The following is a 16,028-nucleotide window of genomic DNA, read 5'->3' as shown; positions in this document are numbered from 1 at the left end:
ACTCTGTCGGGATTCGTTGCTCGATGCAACGGGTCTTGCGGTGCGGCGAGAAATTGGTGAGAGAGGACGCCAGGAGGAGACGGATGCAGACATTCGCCACCGAGGCGATCGATTGGCCTGACAGCGCGCCCGATTTGCGGCGCCGCGTGCGCGCGCTGGTTGCCGAACACGGGGAAAGCGATCCCGTGCGAAGGGCGAACTGCTGGACCAAGCCCGATCCCTCCTTCAGCGCCAGGCTCGGTGCAGCCGGCCTGCTGGGCATGACATGGCCCAGCGAATACGGCGGCCACGAACGCAGCCAGCTTGAACGGTACATCGTGATCGAGGAACTGCTCGCGGCGGGCGCACCGGTGGGCGCGCACTGGATCGCCGATCGGCAGAGCGGGCCGCTCCTGCTCCGCTATGGCAGCGAGCATGAAAAACGCCGCTGGGTGCCCGGTATGGCCCGCGGCGAAGTGTTCGCCTGCATCGGCCTGTCCGAACCCAATTCGGGATCGGATCTGGCATCGGTGCGCACGTCGGCGCGCAGGGTCGGCGATAGCTGGGTCATCAACGGGCAGAAGGTGTGGACCACCGGCGCGCACGTGGCCCATCTGATGATTGCCCTGATTCGTTCCGAAGAAGGGTCCGAGCGTCAGCAGGGACTTTCGCAATTCGTCATCCCGATGGACGCACCCGGCGTGACGGTGAAACCGATCATCGACCTTACCGGCGCGCACGAATTCAACGAAGTGTTCTTCGACGATGTCCGGTTGCCCGACACGGCCCTGCTGGGCACCCAGGGCAACGGGTGGTCGCAGGCCACCGCCGAACTTTCGCTCGAGCGGTCGGGCCCCGAAAGATACCTCTCGTCCATGGTGCTGTTCCTTGAACTGGTGCGTCACGCCAGCAGGCATCCCGATCCGGCGGTGCGCGACCTGATCGGCCGGCTGACCGCCGAAACCTGGACGCTTCGCCTGATGAGCGCATCGGTCGCCGCCAAGCTGGCGCGCGGCGAAGACCCGGCGCTGGAGGCCACCATCGTCAAGGACCTGGGGAACGCCTTCGAACAGGCGCTGCCCGAACTGGTGCAGGCCGCCGTCGACGTTGCCCCGTCAGGGCCAGAGGCGCTGGGTCAGGTCATGGGATACCTCCTCCAGGTATCTCCCAGCTTTTCCCTGCGCGGCGGGACGCGGGAAATCATCAAGGGCATCATCGCGCGCGGACTGGGGCTGAGATGAACGATACGCGGCGTATGCTGGCCGAAATGGCCGACCCGCTGTTCGCCGAACTGGGGCCTGGCGCCACGGTGGAACGCGATTGGGACAGGGTCGAGGAACTGGGCCTCCCCCTCCTCCTCGTGCCCGAAGAGGACGGCGGGTTCGGCGGCAATTGGGAAGACGCGCTGACGGTGTTGCGGCTGGCGGGATACCACGCGCTGGCCCTTCCCCTGGCCGAACGCGTGCTGGCGGCGCGAACCGACGATCTGGCAAGCGGCGACGGGTTCCTGCTCGGTGCGTTCGCGCGCTGCGCGCAGATTGCCGGCGCGCTCGACGCCGCGCTCGCCATGTCGGTGTCCTACGCCAACGAACGGCAGCAATTCGGTCGCCCGCTGGGCAAGTTTCAGGCTGTCCAGCAAAGCCTTGCGACCTTCGCTTCGGAAGCGGCGGCGGCCAATTGCGCGGCCACCGGCGCGGCGCAGGCCCTCGACAGGGGCGGTGATGCATCGTTCGAAATTGCCGCGGCCAAACTGCGCGCCAACCGCGCGGTGGGTGTGGGCACATCGCTTGCCCACCAGGTCCACGGTGCAATCGGTTTCACGCAGGAATACGGCCTGCATCCGTTGACCACCCGGCTTTGGGAATGGCGTTCGCAATTCGGCAACGACGCTTACTGGAGCCGGTTTCTGGGCGACAGGGTAATCGAGCGGGGGGCCGAAGCCTTCTGGCCCGACCTGGTGGCGCGAACCGATTAAGCCAGCGCGAGCACGCCGGTGAGGATGTTGCGGACCAGGTCCACCTGTCCGCGCGCGCCGGTCTTCGCGTAGATCTTCTTGGAATAATACCGACCCGTTTCCAGCGTGAGGCCATGCTGCGCCGATGCCTCGGCAATGGATTGGCCCTGGGCCAGCGACCACGCCAGGCGGGCCTCGGCGGGGGTCAGGTCGAACAGGTCGCCCAATTGCTCGCACCGGTCCGCATTCGAACTGCGGTCGCCGCGCAGATAGACGAGCGCCACCGCCTTGCTGTCCCCTGCCATCGATTCCAGCCGGACAGGCGAAACCAGCACGTCGATCCAGGGATCGCGGCTCAGCGTGAAGGCCCGCGGGCGATGCCGCCCCTCGCTGGCACAATCGCGCGTGAACGCCGTCAACTGCCGGTCGATCTCCGGGGACGATGGCGTCAGACGGTCATAAGGTCCGCGCCGCAGCGTCCCCGATCGTTGCAGGAAACGGTCGGCTTGCGGGTCGCAATCGACAATCCTGCACCGCTCGTCGATTGCGATCCAGCCGAAATTCATGCGGCTGAATGCGTCCGCGCTCAGCGATGCGCGCGCCTTTTCGCGTTCCAGCGTCGCCAGCACCCGCAAGGCCACGCGCAAATGAGGTGCCAGCGCGGCCAGCAAGCTCGAATGCTCGGCGTCCAGCGGGGCCTCGCGCCGGATGGTTAGCCATGCCTGCATCCCGTGGCCGCTGCCAAGGCGCATCAGCCGTGCGTCTCCGCCCGATTGCGGCCCGAGTTCCGCCAGCGTGTAGACGCGCCCGTCGCGCATGTCGGACGACAGAACGCCGGCTGTATCGGCCATGTCCCCTGCGGCCAGCAGCAGATCGTCCCGCGCCCCTTCGGTCCGGATCGCGAGCATCGCGCCATTCGCCCCGGACACGCTGCGCAACCGCCGCAGGAACGTCTGCCACATCGGCTGTTCGAAAACCCCGTCGTGGAGCGGTACGAGCAATTCGGTCTCGCCAAGATTGGGAATACGCATTCAATGCGCATACTACCTCCCAAATGGGAGGTCCAACGAATAGCGCCGGCGTTACTGCCCCACTCCGAAAAGGGAGTTCTTCGATGAGCGACACCAAGACACTCACCCACCTTGAACGGCTCGAGGCGGAAAGCATTCACATCATGCGCGAAGTGGTGGCCGAGGCTGAAAACCCGGTCATGCTGTATTCGGTCGGCAAGGACAGCGCCGTGATGCTGCATCTGGCCAAGAAGGCGTTCTACCCGTCACCGCCGCCCTTCCCGCTCCTCCACGTCGACACGACCTGGAAGTTCAAGGACATGTATTCGCTGCGCGAAAAAGCGGCGCAGGATGCGGGTATGGAGCTGCTGGTCTACCAGAACCCGGAAGCCGCCGAACGCGGGATCAACCCGTTCGATCACGGCCCGCTGCACACCGACATGTGGAAGACCGAAGGGCTGAAGCAGGCGCTGGACAAATATGGCTTCGACGCAGCCTTCGGCGGTGCGCGCCGCGACGAGGAAAAAAGCCGCGCGAAGGAGCGCATCTTCTCGTTCCGCACCGCGACCCATGGCTGGGACCCGAAGAACCAGCGCCCCGAACTGTGGAACCTCTATAACGCCCGCAAGAAGAAGGGCGAAAGCATCCGCATCTTCCCGCTGTCCAACTGGACCGAGCTGGATATCTGGCAGTACATCATGGCCGAGAATATCGAGATCGTGCCGCTGTATTTCAGCGCCGTGCGCCCAACGTACGAGCACGAAGGCGGCCTGTTCATGGCCGACGATATGGAACGCCTCGAGAAGGCCATGGGATACCGCCCCGAAATCACCGAACGGTCGATCCGTTTCCGCACGCTGGGATGTTTCCCGCTGACCGGCGCGGTGGAAAGCGAAGCGGCCACCTTGTCCCAGGTGGTGCAGGAAATGCTGCTCACAACCACGAGCGAACGGCAGGGCCGTGTGATCGACAAGGACGCAGGCGACGCGTCGATGGAGAAGAAGAAGCAGGAGGGTTATTTCTGATGGCCACGCTCAACACCGACCCCGTCTACAAGACCGACGCCCTGATCGCCGAGGATATCGACGCATACCTCCAGCAGCATCAGAACAAATCGATGGTGCGCTTCATCACCTGCGGCAGCGTGGACGATGGCAAATCGACCCTGATCGGCCGCCTGCTGTACGATTCGAAGATGATCTTCGAAGACCAGTTGGCCGCGCTTGAAAGCGACAGCAAGCGCGTGGGCACGCAGGGGCAGGAAATCGACTTCGCGCTGCTGGTCGACGGGCTTGCCGCGGAACGCGAACAGGGCATCACGATCGATGTCGCATACCGCTTTTTCGCGACCGAAAAGCGCAAGTTCATCGTCGCCGATTGCCCTGGACACGAACAGTATACGCGCAACATGGTGACCGGCGCTTCGACCGCCGATCTGGCCGTCATCCTGATCGATGCGCGCAAGGGCGTGCTGGTCCAGACCAAACGCCACAGCTTCCTGTGCCACCAGCTCGGCATCAAGAACCTGGTGCTGGCGGTGAACAAGATGGACCTGATCGATTACGATCGCTCCAAATTCGACGCGATCGTTGCCGATTACGCCCATTTTGCCGAAAGCATCGGGATCGACAGCTTTACCGCCATTCCCATGTCGGGCCTTGCGGGCGACAATATCACGTCGCGTTCGGGCAACACGGACTGGTACGACGGTCCCACGCTGATGGAACATCTCGAGGCGATCGAAGTTCGCACCGACGTGAACTTGGGCAAGGCGTTCCGGATGCCGGTGCAGTGGGTCAACCGGCCCAATCTGGATTTCCGCGGCTTTTCCGGCCTGATCGCCACCGGCAGCGTCAAGCCCGGCGACACGCTGCGTTCGCTGCCCTCGGGCAAGACCAGCAAGGTGAAGTCGGTCGTGACGATGGGCGGCGAGCTCGATGCCGGAATTGCCGGACAATCGGTCACGATCACGCTGGAAGACGAAATCGACTGTTCGCGCGGGGATGTCCTGGCGGCAGCCGACAGCCCACCCGAAGTCGCCGACCAGTTCGAAACCACGCTTGTGTGGATGGATGACGAGCCGCTGGTTGTCGGGCGCGCCTACTGGATGAAGCTGGGCACGCAGGTCGTGTCCGTCACAGTGGCCGAACCCAAGTTCGAGATCGACGTCAACACGATGGAACATCTCGCCGCAAAGACCCTCCACCTGAACCAGATCGGCGTCGCGGAAATCACCACCGACAGGCGCGTGGTCTTCGACCCCTATACCGAAAACCGGGCGCTGGGCGGGTTCATCCTGATCGACAAGATCACGAACCACACGGTTGGCGCAGGCATGCTGCACTTCAGCCTGCGACGCAGCCAGAACGTTCACTGGCAGGCGACGGACATCACCCGTGACCACCATGCCGACATGAAGAACCAGAAGCCGCGCGTGCTGTGGTTCACCGGCCTTTCAGGGTCCGGCAAATCAACCATCGCCAACGAAGTCGAAAAGAAGCTGGCAGTGATGAACCGCCACACCTTCCTGCTCGATGGCGACAATATCCGCCACGGCCTCAACAAGGACCTGGGCTTCACCGAAAGCGACCGGATCGAGAACATCCGGCGCATTGGTGAAGTCGCCAAGCTGATGACCGATGCGGGTCTTATCGTGCTGACGGCGTTCATCAGCCCGTTCCGCGCCGATCGCCAGCTGGTGCGTGACATGATGGACGAAGCCGAATTCATCGAGATCCATGTCGACACCCCGCTCGAAGTGGCGGAGGCGCGCGACGTGAAGGGCCTGTACAAGAAGGCGCGGGCGGGTGAACTGAAGAACTTCACCGGGATCGACAGCCCCTATGAAGAACCCGAAGCGCCGGAAATACGCGTCAACACCGTGGCGATGAGCCCGGAAGAGGCGGCCGATTACATCATCGGCCAAATCCTGCCGCTGAAATAAGAAAAAGGGGCGGTTTCGGGCCGCCCCTTTTTTCACGTCCTCGGTCTAACGCAACGCTTCTGGCGATTGCCGGCTCAGCCCGGGCTTTTGGGTCCCGATCCGGCGTGGATGGCAATCAGGCCCGCGCCGAAGACCGTGATCGCACCACCGATCAGCAAGTTCGTGTTGGGATTGGCGGTTTCCGGAGGGACAGCGGCGCAGCGCGCCTCTTCGGCCCAATCGAGCCAGTTCTGCCAATTGTACGTTTCACCCGTTTGGGTGTCACGGTACGTCTTGCCGACATATTTCCAGTTTGCCGCGGGATTGCCCTTGTCCAGCCAGGCCGAATAATCGGGGCGGATGCGGTTGCAATCCCACCGTTCGGGGACGTCAAGCGCGCCGGGCGTGTCCGACGCGATCACGGTGTCCTGCGCGGCACCCGATCCGGCGATCATCGCCGCGATGACCGTCACTGTAAGTAGCGATGCCTTGCGCACACCAAATCATCCCGAAACCAAAATATCGATACCATCATACAGTCCGGCCGGAAATTGTGCAACGCACACACTTCGATCCACCGAATGCGACGATGTGGATGCGGCAGAGTGGCACCGCAAAGCCAATCTCCGCGTTTCCGGCGCACCCGGGTGCTGGCTTGGAAAGCGTTTTGAGAACCCGCACGAAATCACCAGTCTTGGCCCGTCGCTGTTTCCCGGATATCCGCAAAATCCCGTATCGAACATTCCCTTACTTACACTGATGTAAGCCTGCTCAACATAGCGGGACACGGACCGGTTCGCACGGATCGGGTCCTGTCCATCACCGTAAGTAGGGGACTTCCCAGTGACGATCACGACCATTTCGAGCAAGGCAATCCTGCAATCCACCGCCACTGCAATAGCCTTGGTCATTTGCGGCGCCAGCGCGCCGGCCTTTGCACGGGACATAGCAGACAACTCGGCGATGGCGCAGCATTCGGGCGGCAGCGGCCACGAAAGCGATGCCCATGATTCCGGTTCCGACCATCAGGACAGCGGAGCGAAGGGACAAAAGGGGAAAGGGCGCGAACCCGGAACGACATCCGGAAGGGGCGAAGGAAAGGGCAGCATGGAGGATATCTTCCGGGCCATATCGGGCGAAGACGAGGGCGACGATTCCGATCGCCCCGACTGGGCCGGCGAAAAGGGCGGCAAGAACGAACGTGGCGGCAAGCCTGGTTCCGCCGGCGACAAGAGAGGCGACCTGTTTGGCGACATGTACGTCATCCTGCGCGACGCCAACGGCATTCCGATCCTCACCCCGGAAGGGTATGTCCAGCCGCTCGACCTCGATGGCAATCCGATACCGCTCGATGCCGAAGGTGCCCCGATCGATCCAACGCTGGCGATAGAGGTCGAACTTGGCCGCTTGAACGTCGGCCGTTCGCCGAACTCCGTTCTCGATCGCCGCGCACAGGAAGTCGTCAATCTTCTCAACGACGCGACCGACCTCTCGCTCGACGCTGCCGGACGTCTGGTGGTCACGGTCGACGGGGTCGCCAACACCATCGATTCCCCGCTGGAAAATCTCGCGATCTACGTCGCGCTGATGACCACGGGGACGATCCCCGGAGTGACCGATCTTCCCGGCACCGAATTCGACCATCTGGTCGACGGCGTCCTGACCACCGCCGATCTCCAGTCGGCAACCGCCTTCCTCGCCGCGGCGAGCGACAAGGCAGGCGAGCTGACAGCCGATGAGGTGGCGTACATCAACGCCTTCCTGGACATCAACACGACCAGCCAGGGCGATGTCACCTATTCGGACATCGATTACAGCGGCTTCACCTACGATCGGTCCGACATCTACGAAGGCACCATGATCACGGTCCTGATCCAGCAGCCCGATGGCTCCTGGGTTCCGACGCAAGTCGACATCTACGAAGCCGTCTTCGCCGATGTGGACTTCAGCGGGTCGGGATCGCTGACCGCGTTCGCACAGGCAGCCGAAGATGCCCGCGCGGTGATCGAATACATCCATGAATACGCCGTCCCGGTAGTTCCGTGACACACGAAGGCTGCGCTGGCGGCCGTGTCCGCCACGCACATCAATTTCGCCATCACGAAGGAAGTCGGACAATGACGACGAAGGTCGGATTACTTGGAAGGATGCTGGTGGCCGCCGCATCGGCCACCCTGCTGATCGGCTGCATGACGGCGACCCCATACCAGCCCGAAATACGCGGCCAGGCGGTATCGGGCGGCTATTCGGAGCAGCGGCTGAGCGCGAACAGCTTCAGGGTCAATTTTGCCGGCAACAGCCTGACGTCGCGGGACAGGGTCGAAGGTTATCTGCTCTACCGGGCCGCGGAGCTGACGCTTCAGAGCGGGTTCGATTATTTCGTGATCGTCGATCGGCTCACCGAACGCGACGTTCGCACTTACGTCGAACCGGACCGGTTCTATCGCCCGTATTACGGGACGGCCTACGCCTATTGGCGCCCCCATTGGCGGTATTACGAACCGGGCATCGGATGGACTGTATGGCACCCCGAATGGGGCACGCCGTTCTGGGCCGAACGGACCAATGTCCGCACGGTAGAACGGTTCGAAGCCCATGCCGAAATTGTCATGCACCGCGGTTCACCGTCACCCGGCCAGGACCGGGCCTTCGTCGCAAGCGCCGTGATCGCGGATCTGGAGCCGACAATTCAACGACCCGAATGAACCATAAGACAACAGGGGGCGTATCCGATTGAAAAATGCAGTTGATCCGGCAACCGATCGGGCCTGCAGATCGCTTGTCCCTGCGCGCCGCCGCTTCCGTAATTTCAGAGTTGGCCTGATGGCCGCCGCGGCGTTTCCCGGCGCCGCAATCGCCCAGGAAACCGCGGTAAGGCCTCAGGCGGGTACGGACGAACCCGTTCCCCCGGCCGCATCGAGCCAAGCCGTGGCATCGGCAGACGAACCGGACGCCGGATCCGCGCCAGCCACCAGCCAGCGCCTGAAAATCTCCTTCGAAACCGGCGCAGAGTATAACGACAACATTTTCGCGACCCGCAACGGCGAGGTCGACGATGTCGTGTTTTCCCTCAGTCCCAGCGCCGAATTTACAATCGCAGACCGGAAGAGCCGCCTAACTTTTTCGGGATCGGGGGAAATTGGCCGCTATCTCGACCAGCAAAGCGAAGACTTCGACGATTGGCAAATCGGATTCGATGGCCGGTCGCGCGTTTCGCAAAATGTGACGCTGGTCGGCGGCGGCGACTATCGCTGGAACCATGAAAGCCGCGCATCGCCCGAAGCGGTCAGCGGGGCCCGCCCCACGACGTTTCAGCGGGCCTATGGTTTCGGGGGCGTCCTGATCAAGGCGCAGCCGGCGTCGGTCCGCCTTGTCGGCACCGTGAACCGTCTCGATTACGGCGATGTGGAAACACCCGATGGAACGATCAACAACGACGACCGCGACCGGACCCAATTCGAGATCGGAACAAGGGTTGGGTACGCCATCGGAACGGGTTCGGAAATCTTCATCCAGGGTGGTTACGACAAGCGCACCTACGATCAGGCCAGAGACGACTTCGGCTTCGATCGCAATTCCGATGGATTTGCGCTGGCAGCGGGGCTTCGCCGCGCCCTCGCCAACCGGTTATCGGGCGAGGTGTTCGCCGGATACCTTCAGCAAAATTACCGGGACCCGCGATACGAGGATATCGCAACGATCGATTTGGGTGCGGCCCTCGACTGGCAGGGGCCAGCGGGTTTATCGGCATCGTTTCAGCTGGATCGCAGCGTGGAAGAAACGACGCTTCCGGGGGCCGCGTCCTACCTGCTGACATCCGGCAGCCTGTCGGTCAGGGCCGATCCGCACCCGCGGTTGTCCGCAGGTCTAGGTTTGCGCGGTTCGCACTACGATTATCGCGGGGTCGACCGTTCGGAATCGGTCATCAGCGCAAACCTGTGGGCCCGCTACTACCTCAACCGATACCTGTTCATCGGCACCGATTACACGCTGGCGGAACGCAGCTCGAATGCGGCAGGCTTCGATTATGACCAGAACCGCGTCATGCTGCGCATCGGCGCACAGTCGTGGCCAGCCTACGAAAACGGAACGAACCCAATCGCGATAGGCAGCGCCCTGCCCGGCGGCCCCTATGTTGCGGTGACATTGGGGCATGGCGCGCTGATCACCGGCCTGGATGGACCGCGCGGCCCCGGCACCAACACGGCCGATTTTGGCGATGCGGGGGCGAGTTACGGCGGGGCGCTGGGCTACGGGGTTCTGGCGGGCAGACTCTATCTGGGCATAGAGGCGCAGGGGCAAAGGGACGGACCGGATTGGCTGCACACCGCAGGCCGTGTCTTTTCGCTCGAGCAGAAAGACAGTTTCGGTGTGTCGGGGCGGATCGGATACGCGGGTCCAGCCGGAAATATCGCCTACGCGCGCGCCGGTGTGGCCAGCACCAGGCTGCGCACCACCTACCTTCATTCCGATACCGACTTTGTCAGCAGCGACCGCTTGACCGGTCCGGAATTCGGTGTCGGTATCGATGCCGCCGCCGGGAAGCGCGGCTTCGTCCGCATGGAATACGCGCTGTCCTCGTACGGCGATGTCGACGTGCCGACCGGAGAGGGCAATTTCGACAATTTCTCATCCTCGCGCAGCCAGTTCCTGCTGGGCGGCGGCGTTCGGTTCGGCTCTCCGGCAAACCAGGAAGACGAGCCAGCGCGAACGGATTTTTCCGGCTTTTACATCGGCGCCCAGTTTGGTCACACCGCACTGGCCAGCGATAATGTCGGCACGCGAAGCGGCGACACCGCGATTGATATCCAGCGCGCAAGCCAGGGCCCGATGGTCGGCGTTTACGCTGGCGCAGGCGCGGTGCTTTCGGGCTTCTACCTGGGTGCCGAAATCGATGCCGATGTCACGAACACCAGCTGGAATATCGAACGCGATCCTACTGGCCGGGTCTATTCGGCCCGGCACGATTATTCCTTCGCAACGCGCGCCAGGGCCGGATACCAGATCGGCAAGGCAGCCATGATTTACGGCCATGCCGGCGTGGTGCGCACGCGCTTCGCCATCCCGTACAGCACCACCAACACATCCGTTCGATCGGAAAAGACGCAAACGGGCCTGCGGTACGGTGTGGGCATGGAAATCGGTCTTGGCACGCGGGCCCGGATGCGGGTGGATTACAGCCTGACCGACTATCGCAGATACGATGTGGAAGTAGGCTCGTCAGTCGACGGTTTCGATCATGGGGAAAACCTGTTCCGCGTCGGACTTTCCTGGAAATTGTGAACCGTGACCCGCCGGGCCCAAAAGCGCCCCGGACCTCAGCCCAGCGATGCGATCACACGGGCCAGTTTCTCGCGAACGGCGGACGCCGCCTTCTTGAGGTCGGGATTGTCGATCGATTGCATGGACGCCACCGGATCGACCGCCGCCACTTCGACCGTTCCGTCGGACTTTTGCTGGACCACCACATTGCAGGGCAGCATGGTCCCGACCTTGTCTTCCAGCAACAAGGCTTCGTGCGCCAGGGCGGGGTTGCACGCCCCCAGGATCGTATAGGGCCGGAAATCCGCGTTGATCTTGGCCTTCAAGGTGGCCTGAATGTCGATACGCGTCAGCACGCCGAACCCTTCGGTCTTGAGCGCCGTTTCGACCCGCTCGATTGTCTCATCGAACGGTGCGTCGACTGTTGCGGCCAGATAATAACTCATGGGAAATCCGTTTCCTTACGTGCTTGAAACCGTGATGGGTGTTGCCGTCAAATTAGGGCTGCCAGAAACAATCTGGATACGTGTTTCTACGCGTGCCGCGCATCTTGCCTGCCTATTTTGCCCCGATGCGCGTTCAACGCGGTGCGGCCATCGGGGTTTCCGGGACCGCCGATCAACCGGTGATGGAGCGGACTTCGGACCACCATTGGCAGCAATCACGCCGCCTCCAGAAAGCCGGGCCGCGACGCGCCATACGCGCACAAACAATCGAGAATTCTCCTCGGCAATATCCCGCTCCGTATCACTACGCATTTGTGGCGACTGCCCGATTGCGCAGCCTTGGGATGCCTCGTTGGAGTCGGCTCACCCCCCTCCCGATCCCACAGAGCCATTCTCCGGCGGGGCATCGAACGCCTGATGAAGAACCGGCTTCGCCAGAGCGCGGGGCCGACCATGTCAGGCAAACAGGATTTCGGAACCGGAGATCACCATGCCGAAGAAACGCATGAGATTTGGAAGTACATGCCTGGCCGTTGTGGTCGGGCTCGCCATGACGTCGGCGGCGATGGCGCAAAGCGGTGGCCGTTCGGCTCCCCCTCCGAAGCGGACCACTTCACCCGCTTCAGGCGATGTCATTCAGGATCGCACCCGCGACAGGGACCGGGTCGACGAGCCCGACCAGCTGCGCGACCGGGACCGCGACCGGCTCCAGACGCCCGATCATGACCGGGATCGAGACCGCGACCGGGATCACCTCTACCTCGGCACGAAGGATCGCATCCAGCTGCACGACAGGGATCGCGATGGCACCATCGACCGTGCCGAACTCGACGCGTGGCATATGCAGAGCTTCGCGGCCTTCGACGCCGATAACAATGGCGCGATGTCACTGAGTGAGTTCCAGGCGCTGCGCCTTGGCGCAGGTCCCGGCGCCCAGGGCGGGACGCGCAATCTGGCGCAACGCGAAGAGCGGTCCCGGGTGCGGAAGACAGAACGGTTCAGGCTCATGGACGGCAATGGCGATGGCCTCGTTACCCGCAACGAGTTCATGAATTTCGGGGCGATGCATTTCCTCGATGCGGACGCCGATGACGACGGACGGCTGAGCTTCAGGGAGCTGAACCGGTTCAATCGCGGAATGTAGCCGATGGGCCGCGCGCGTGCCCCCCGCGCGCGCGGCTCACCCCGATCATCGATCGCGACACATTGGGAAAGGACGCGAGATGCGACACTCAATAGCGCTGGCCATGGCCGCCTGCCTCACGACAACCGCGTGCGCCGGACCGCCGATGTGGGCACCTGCCCATGGGTACCGGGACAGCCCCTATGGCTATTACGCGGACGATCATTACCGCGATGGCCGACACTATCGCGATCGCAAGCTGACGCGGCGTGACTGGATCCACCGCGGCAGAGACGGTCGCTATTACTGCCGGCGATCGGACGGAACGACGGGACTGATCGTCGGCGGGGCGCTGGGGGCCTTGATCGGAAGAGAGCTCGATTACGGCGAATCCCGCATCGTCGGCACACTGATAGGCGCAACAGCCGGCGCATTGCTGGGCCGGGAAATCGACCGCGGCACCCTGTACTGCACCTGACGCCGATGGTGGGGGCGCAAGGATCTGGCCACGCCTATCCCTGAGCACTCTCCAAGCTGGCACCTGACCTCTCAGCAGACCACGGCGAAGGACCCGCAATGTCCCCGCCCCTAGAGTGGCGTGGCACTTCCCGCGCTGCTCATCGACTTCACGTGCACGTCTTGCTGGGGGTACGGCATCGACAGGCCATTATCGTCAAACGCTTCCTTGACGGTCTGGGTGAGGTCGCAGTGTACGTCCCAGTAGTCCGCGGCCTGAACCCATGGGCGGCATACGAACTGAACGGCACTTGTCCCAAGTTCGCTCGGTCGGATCTCCGGCGGAGGATTGGACAGCACTTTGGGATGCGCAATAACCTGCTCCGAAATGACCTTGAGTACCGTCTGGATGGGGTCGTCGTAGGAGGCAGAAAAAACCAGATCGACCCGCCTCGTGTCGCTCGCCGATGCGTTGACGATCACGTTCCCCCAGACATTCTTGTTCGGAACCACCACAATGCGATTGTCCGGTGTGGCCACGGTCGTCCCGACCATGGTGACCTTTCTGACGGTGCCGCCCACCCCGCCAACCTCGATGAAATCCCCCTCGTCGAAGGGCTGGTTGATCATGATCATCAACCCGCTCGCAAGGTTACCCAGCGTGTCCTGAAACGCAAACGCGAGGATGAACGATGCACCGCCGATCACAGCGAACATTGGCGTGATATCCACGTCGACCGACGAAAGGACGATTGCCAGACCGATGATGATGAACACCCAGTAAAGCACTGCGACGATGAAGCCCTGGAGCAGTTTGGACAGCTGCGTCGCATGACCGATCCACAGCCTGGCAACGGAGCGCAGCAGGCGGGCGACGAATATGATCGCCAGGAGCGCGAGGCCGGCGATGGCTATCCGGATGAGAAGGGCAATCCCTCCATCCGCACGGCCCAGCCATTCGAGGAATGAGCCGGCCAATGCCTTGAAGCTGGCCTGGGATGTTTCTTCGAAAAGGATCGCCTTTCGATAAGCCCGCAGTTCCGCGACGAGATCCGGATCCCCGCCCTTCCTTTCGAGCGAGTCGATGACCAGCGCGAAGCGCTCGAGCAAGCGGGCGCGCTCCTCGACCAGAGCCACGATTGCGGCCAATTGTTCACCGCTGGCCGTGCTGTCTGCGCGCGCCCGGGCGACCTGGAGATGGGATATTTCCTGCGTCTTTGCCCGCACGATCTCCTGCCATTGCCGGGCGGTGCCCTCGAGTTCCGCCTTCGTCATCGGAATAAGGAGGAAGGTGAGTTCCGGGGTGGAAACCGCCGGATCGATCGCTCGATCAGTGCCCGGAATTTCGGCAGGCACGGCACCCGGCTGGTCCGTCGCAGAGGAAATTTCCTCGGAAGGTGCAACAGGTTCCGAGACCTGGGATAGGACCGGCGAGGCCAGGAAAATTGTCAGGCAGGCGACAAGAAATCCCGCCCACTTCCCTGGCGCTTTGATGTATCCGAAAGGCACCGGTCCCACGAGGCGTTATTCCTTGGCCATCAGGTACTCGGCTACGGCCTGATAGGCAGGCAGCGAGGTGGGATCGATCCTGCCGTTCGCCGCCGAGGGGAACGATGCGAACCGCACCAGAACCATTTCCGCAGTCGGATCGACATAGACGGTCTGGCCATGAACCCCGCGCGCGGCATACGCGCCGTGTTGATTGTGGAACACCCACCACTGGCTGGTGTAGCTGCCGTTCGGGATCGTCGGGAAACCGGCGAATTTCGACGGGTCGCCGCCTGCACGGATACGTTGCGCGACTTCGGCCGGGAACAGCCGCTTACCGTTGATGACGCCTTCGTTGAGCATCAGAAGCCCCAGGCGGCCAAGATCACGGAGGCCCGCGGTGATACCCCCGCCGGCAAAAGGTACGCCCTTGCCGTCGACGGTCTGGTAGGCATCCTGCTCCGCGCCCATCCTGCGCCAGATGCGTTCCGAAGCCAGTTCGGTCACCGACTTCCCGGAGACACGCGAGATGATCCAGCCGAGCATGTCGGAGTTGATTGTCTTGTAATGGAAGGTTTCGCCGTGCTTGCCGTCGGCTGGCACCTGCTGAAGATATTCCCAATAACCGTTGGGGCCCTTGTAGTCCTTGGCCTTGGGCAGCGGGCTTGCAGCGGCCGAGTATACCCAGATGTCGGCCTTCGGATCGGCGTAATTCTCGGAATATTTGACGCCGGTAGTCATATCCATGACCTGGCGCACGGTTGCGGTCGCAAAGGCGCTCGATCCGATTTCAGGAATGATGTCGCGCACCAGGCTGGTTTCATCGAGCTTGCCTTCGGCGACGAGGATCTGGGCAAGCAAGCCCGTGACCGACTTCGTCATGGACATGGCGGCATGCTTGCCATCCTCGGCAAGGCAACCCGAATATTTTTCGTAAACCACCTTGCCCTTGTGGATGATCAGCAAGCCGTCCGTGTAATTGGCATCGAGCGATTGGGCCCAGGTCATCGGCTCCTTGCCATCCATGGGCATGAAGGTGAGTGCGTCGATTTCCTTGGCATATTGGCCAAGTTCGTCCGGCGTGAAGTATGGCAGCGGGACAGGGGCACCCAGCCCCTTGCTGATTTCTTCAGTCGGCAGGAACTCCCGCAGGTGACAGACACTCCAGCGCAACCGCGGGAAGCTGAAATAGACAGAATCGGGTTGGGTAATGATCTTGTCTTCCGGAGACGGAAAACCCTGCATCCAGCCAAGCACCCGGGGATCGGAATCCTGCGCAGACAGCGGAGCCTGCTGGGCACTGGCGGCCTGCGGCGCGAACAGGGCAAGGCCCGAACAGGCAAGCCCAAGGGCAAGAGTGGATTTCAAAGAACGCATGTTCGCCTCC

Annotated in this window: 14 protein-coding genes; 9 read left to right on the top strand and 5 right to left on the bottom strand. The window is 62.5% G+C overall.

Features of this window, described 5'->3' with window-relative positions:
• Positions 1–83 precede the first annotated feature (83 nt).
• Together VR863_RS01360 and VR863_RS01355 are read left to right on the top strand one after the other, a co-directional pair.
• A complete protein-coding gene (locus VR863_RS01360) occupies positions 84–1,220 on the top strand; it encodes an acyl-CoA dehydrogenase family protein (protein ID WP_324826642.1) in 1,137 nt (378 codons plus the stop codon).
• Complete coding sequence (locus tag VR863_RS01355) at positions 1,217–1,954, top strand: acyl-CoA dehydrogenase family protein (RefSeq protein WP_324826641.1); 738 nt, start codon at positions 1,217–1,219, stop codon at positions 1,952–1,954. The genes VR863_RS01360 and VR863_RS01355 overlap by 4 nt, the downstream gene beginning before the upstream one ends.
• Here the strand turns inward: VR863_RS01355 and VR863_RS01350 are convergent.
• Entirely contained in the window at positions 1,951–2,964 is a 1,014-nt protein-coding gene (locus VR863_RS01350) for a helix-turn-helix transcriptional regulator (protein WP_324826640.1), read from the bottom strand. The genes VR863_RS01355 and VR863_RS01350 overlap by 4 nt on opposite strands.
• A 23-nt stretch (positions 2,965–2,987) precedes the next feature.
• Between VR863_RS01350 and cysD the strand changes: the two genes are divergently transcribed.
• The gene (gene cysD, locus VR863_RS01345) at positions 2,988–3,968 is read left to right on the top strand and encodes a sulfate adenylyltransferase subunit CysD (protein WP_434784951.1); all 981 of its coding nucleotides are present in this window, start codon (positions 2,988–2,990) and stop codon (positions 3,966–3,968) included.
• Entirely contained in the window at positions 3,968–5,887 is a 1,920-nt protein-coding gene (gene cysN, locus VR863_RS01340; RefSeq protein WP_324826638.1) for a sulfate adenylyltransferase subunit CysN, read from the top strand. The genes cysD and cysN overlap by 1 nt, the downstream gene beginning before the upstream one ends.
• Before the next feature lie 74 nt (positions 5,888–5,961).
• Here cysN and VR863_RS01335 read toward each other — a convergent pair whose 3' ends face one another.
• Entirely contained in the window at positions 5,962–6,339 is a 378-nt protein-coding gene (locus VR863_RS01335; protein WP_324826637.1) for a hypothetical protein, read from the bottom strand.
• Positions 6,340–6,709: 370 nt separating this feature from the next.
• Between VR863_RS01335 and VR863_RS01330 the strand changes: the two genes are divergently transcribed.
• The 3 genes from VR863_RS01330 (at position 6,710) to VR863_RS01320 (ending at position 11,149) form a co-directional block, all read left to right on the top strand.
• The gene (locus tag VR863_RS01330; protein WP_324826636.1) at positions 6,710–7,912 is read left to right on the top strand and encodes a hypothetical protein; all 1,203 of its coding nucleotides are present in this window, start codon (positions 6,710–6,712) and stop codon (positions 7,910–7,912) included.
• A 71-nt stretch (positions 7,913–7,983) separates the two neighbouring features.
• On the top strand, positions 7,984–8,571 hold the full coding sequence (locus VR863_RS01325; protein WP_324826635.1) for a CC0125/CC1285 family lipoprotein: 588 nt from the start codon (positions 7,984–7,986) through the stop codon (positions 8,569–8,571).
• A gap of 28 nt (positions 8,572–8,599) precedes the next feature.
• Positions 8,600–11,149 carry an outer membrane beta-barrel protein gene (locus tag VR863_RS01320; RefSeq protein WP_324826634.1) on the top strand — a complete coding sequence of 850 codons (2,550 nt, stop codon included), beginning with the start codon at positions 8,600–8,602 and terminating at the stop codon, positions 11,147–11,149.
• A 35-nt stretch (positions 11,150–11,184) separates the two neighbouring features.
• Here VR863_RS01320 and VR863_RS01315 read toward each other — a convergent pair whose 3' ends face one another.
• Positions 11,185–11,574 (bottom strand): DUF302 domain-containing protein, encoded by a 390-nt coding sequence (locus VR863_RS01315; RefSeq protein ID WP_324826633.1) that lies wholly within the window; start codon positions 11,572–11,574, stop codon positions 11,185–11,187.
• A 505-nt stretch (positions 11,575–12,079) separates the two neighbouring features.
• Between VR863_RS01315 and VR863_RS01310 the strand changes: the two genes are divergently transcribed.
• Positions 12,080–12,718, top strand: coding sequence for an EF-hand domain-containing protein (locus tag VR863_RS01310; RefSeq protein ID WP_324826632.1), 639 nt, complete (start codon positions 12,080–12,082; stop codon positions 12,716–12,718).
• A 79-nt stretch (positions 12,719–12,797) separates the two neighbouring features.
• Positions 12,798–13,175 (top strand): glycine zipper 2TM domain-containing protein, encoded by a 378-nt coding sequence (locus tag VR863_RS01305; RefSeq protein WP_324826631.1) that lies wholly within the window; start codon positions 12,798–12,800, stop codon positions 13,173–13,175.
• A 110-nt stretch (positions 13,176–13,285) separates the two neighbouring features.
• Here VR863_RS01305 and VR863_RS01300 read toward each other — a convergent pair whose 3' ends face one another.
• On the bottom strand, positions 13,286–14,428 hold the full coding sequence (locus tag VR863_RS01300; protein ID WP_324826630.1) for a mechanosensitive ion channel family protein: 1,143 nt from the start codon (positions 14,426–14,428) through the stop codon (positions 13,286–13,288).
• Between the two features lie 249 nt (positions 14,429–14,677).
• Positions 14,678–16,018, bottom strand: a complete 1,341-nt coding sequence (locus VR863_RS01295) for a serine hydrolase domain-containing protein (RefSeq protein WP_324826629.1) — start codon at positions 16,016–16,018, stop codon at positions 14,678–14,680.
• Positions 16,019–16,028: the final 10 nt, after the last annotated feature.

Source organism: Qipengyuania zhejiangensis (genome assembly GCF_035607565.1).
Taxonomy (GTDB): domain Bacteria; phylum Pseudomonadota; class Alphaproteobacteria; order Sphingomonadales; family Sphingomonadaceae; genus Qipengyuania; species Qipengyuania zhejiangensis.
This window is presented reverse-complemented; position numbering and strand designations above follow the sequence as displayed.

What these genes read in the sequence shown, in the direction of transcription:
- VR863_RS01360 (WP_324826642.1), top strand. Translation starts at nt 84, where the DNA reads ATGCAGACATTCGCCACCGAGGCGATCGATTGGCCTGACAGCGCGCCC.
- VR863_RS01355 (WP_324826641.1), top strand. Translation starts at nt 1,217, where the DNA reads ATGAACGATACGCGGCGTATGCTGGCCGAAATGGCCGACCCGCTGTTC.
- VR863_RS01350 (WP_324826640.1), bottom strand. Translation starts at nt 2,964, where the DNA reads ATGCGTATTCCCAATCTTGGCGAGACCGAATTGCTCGTACCGCTCCAC.
- cysD (WP_434784951.1), top strand. Translation starts at nt 2,988, where the DNA reads ATGGGAGGTCCAACGAATAGCGCCGGCGTTACTGCCCCACTCCGAAAA.
- cysN (WP_324826638.1), top strand. Translation starts at nt 3,968, where the DNA reads ATGGCCACGCTCAACACCGACCCCGTCTACAAGACCGACGCCCTGATC.
- VR863_RS01325 (WP_324826635.1), top strand. Translation starts at nt 7,984, where the DNA reads ATGACGACGAAGGTCGGATTACTTGGAAGGATGCTGGTGGCCGCCGCA.
- VR863_RS01315 (WP_324826633.1), bottom strand. Translation starts at nt 11,574, where the DNA reads ATGAGTTATTATCTGGCCGCAACAGTCGACGCACCGTTCGATGAGACA.
- VR863_RS01310 (WP_324826632.1), top strand. Translation starts at nt 12,080, where the DNA reads ATGAGATTTGGAAGTACATGCCTGGCCGTTGTGGTCGGGCTCGCCATG.
- VR863_RS01305 (WP_324826631.1), top strand. Translation starts at nt 12,798, where the DNA reads ATGCGACACTCAATAGCGCTGGCCATGGCCGCCTGCCTCACGACAACC.
- VR863_RS01300 (WP_324826630.1), bottom strand. Translation starts at nt 14,428, where the DNA reads ATGACGAAGGCGGAACTCGAGGGCACCGCCCGGCAATGGCAGGAGATC.
- VR863_RS01295 (WP_324826629.1), bottom strand. Translation starts at nt 16,018, where the DNA reads ATGCGTTCTTTGAAATCCACTCTTGCCCTTGGGCTTGCCTGTTCGGGC.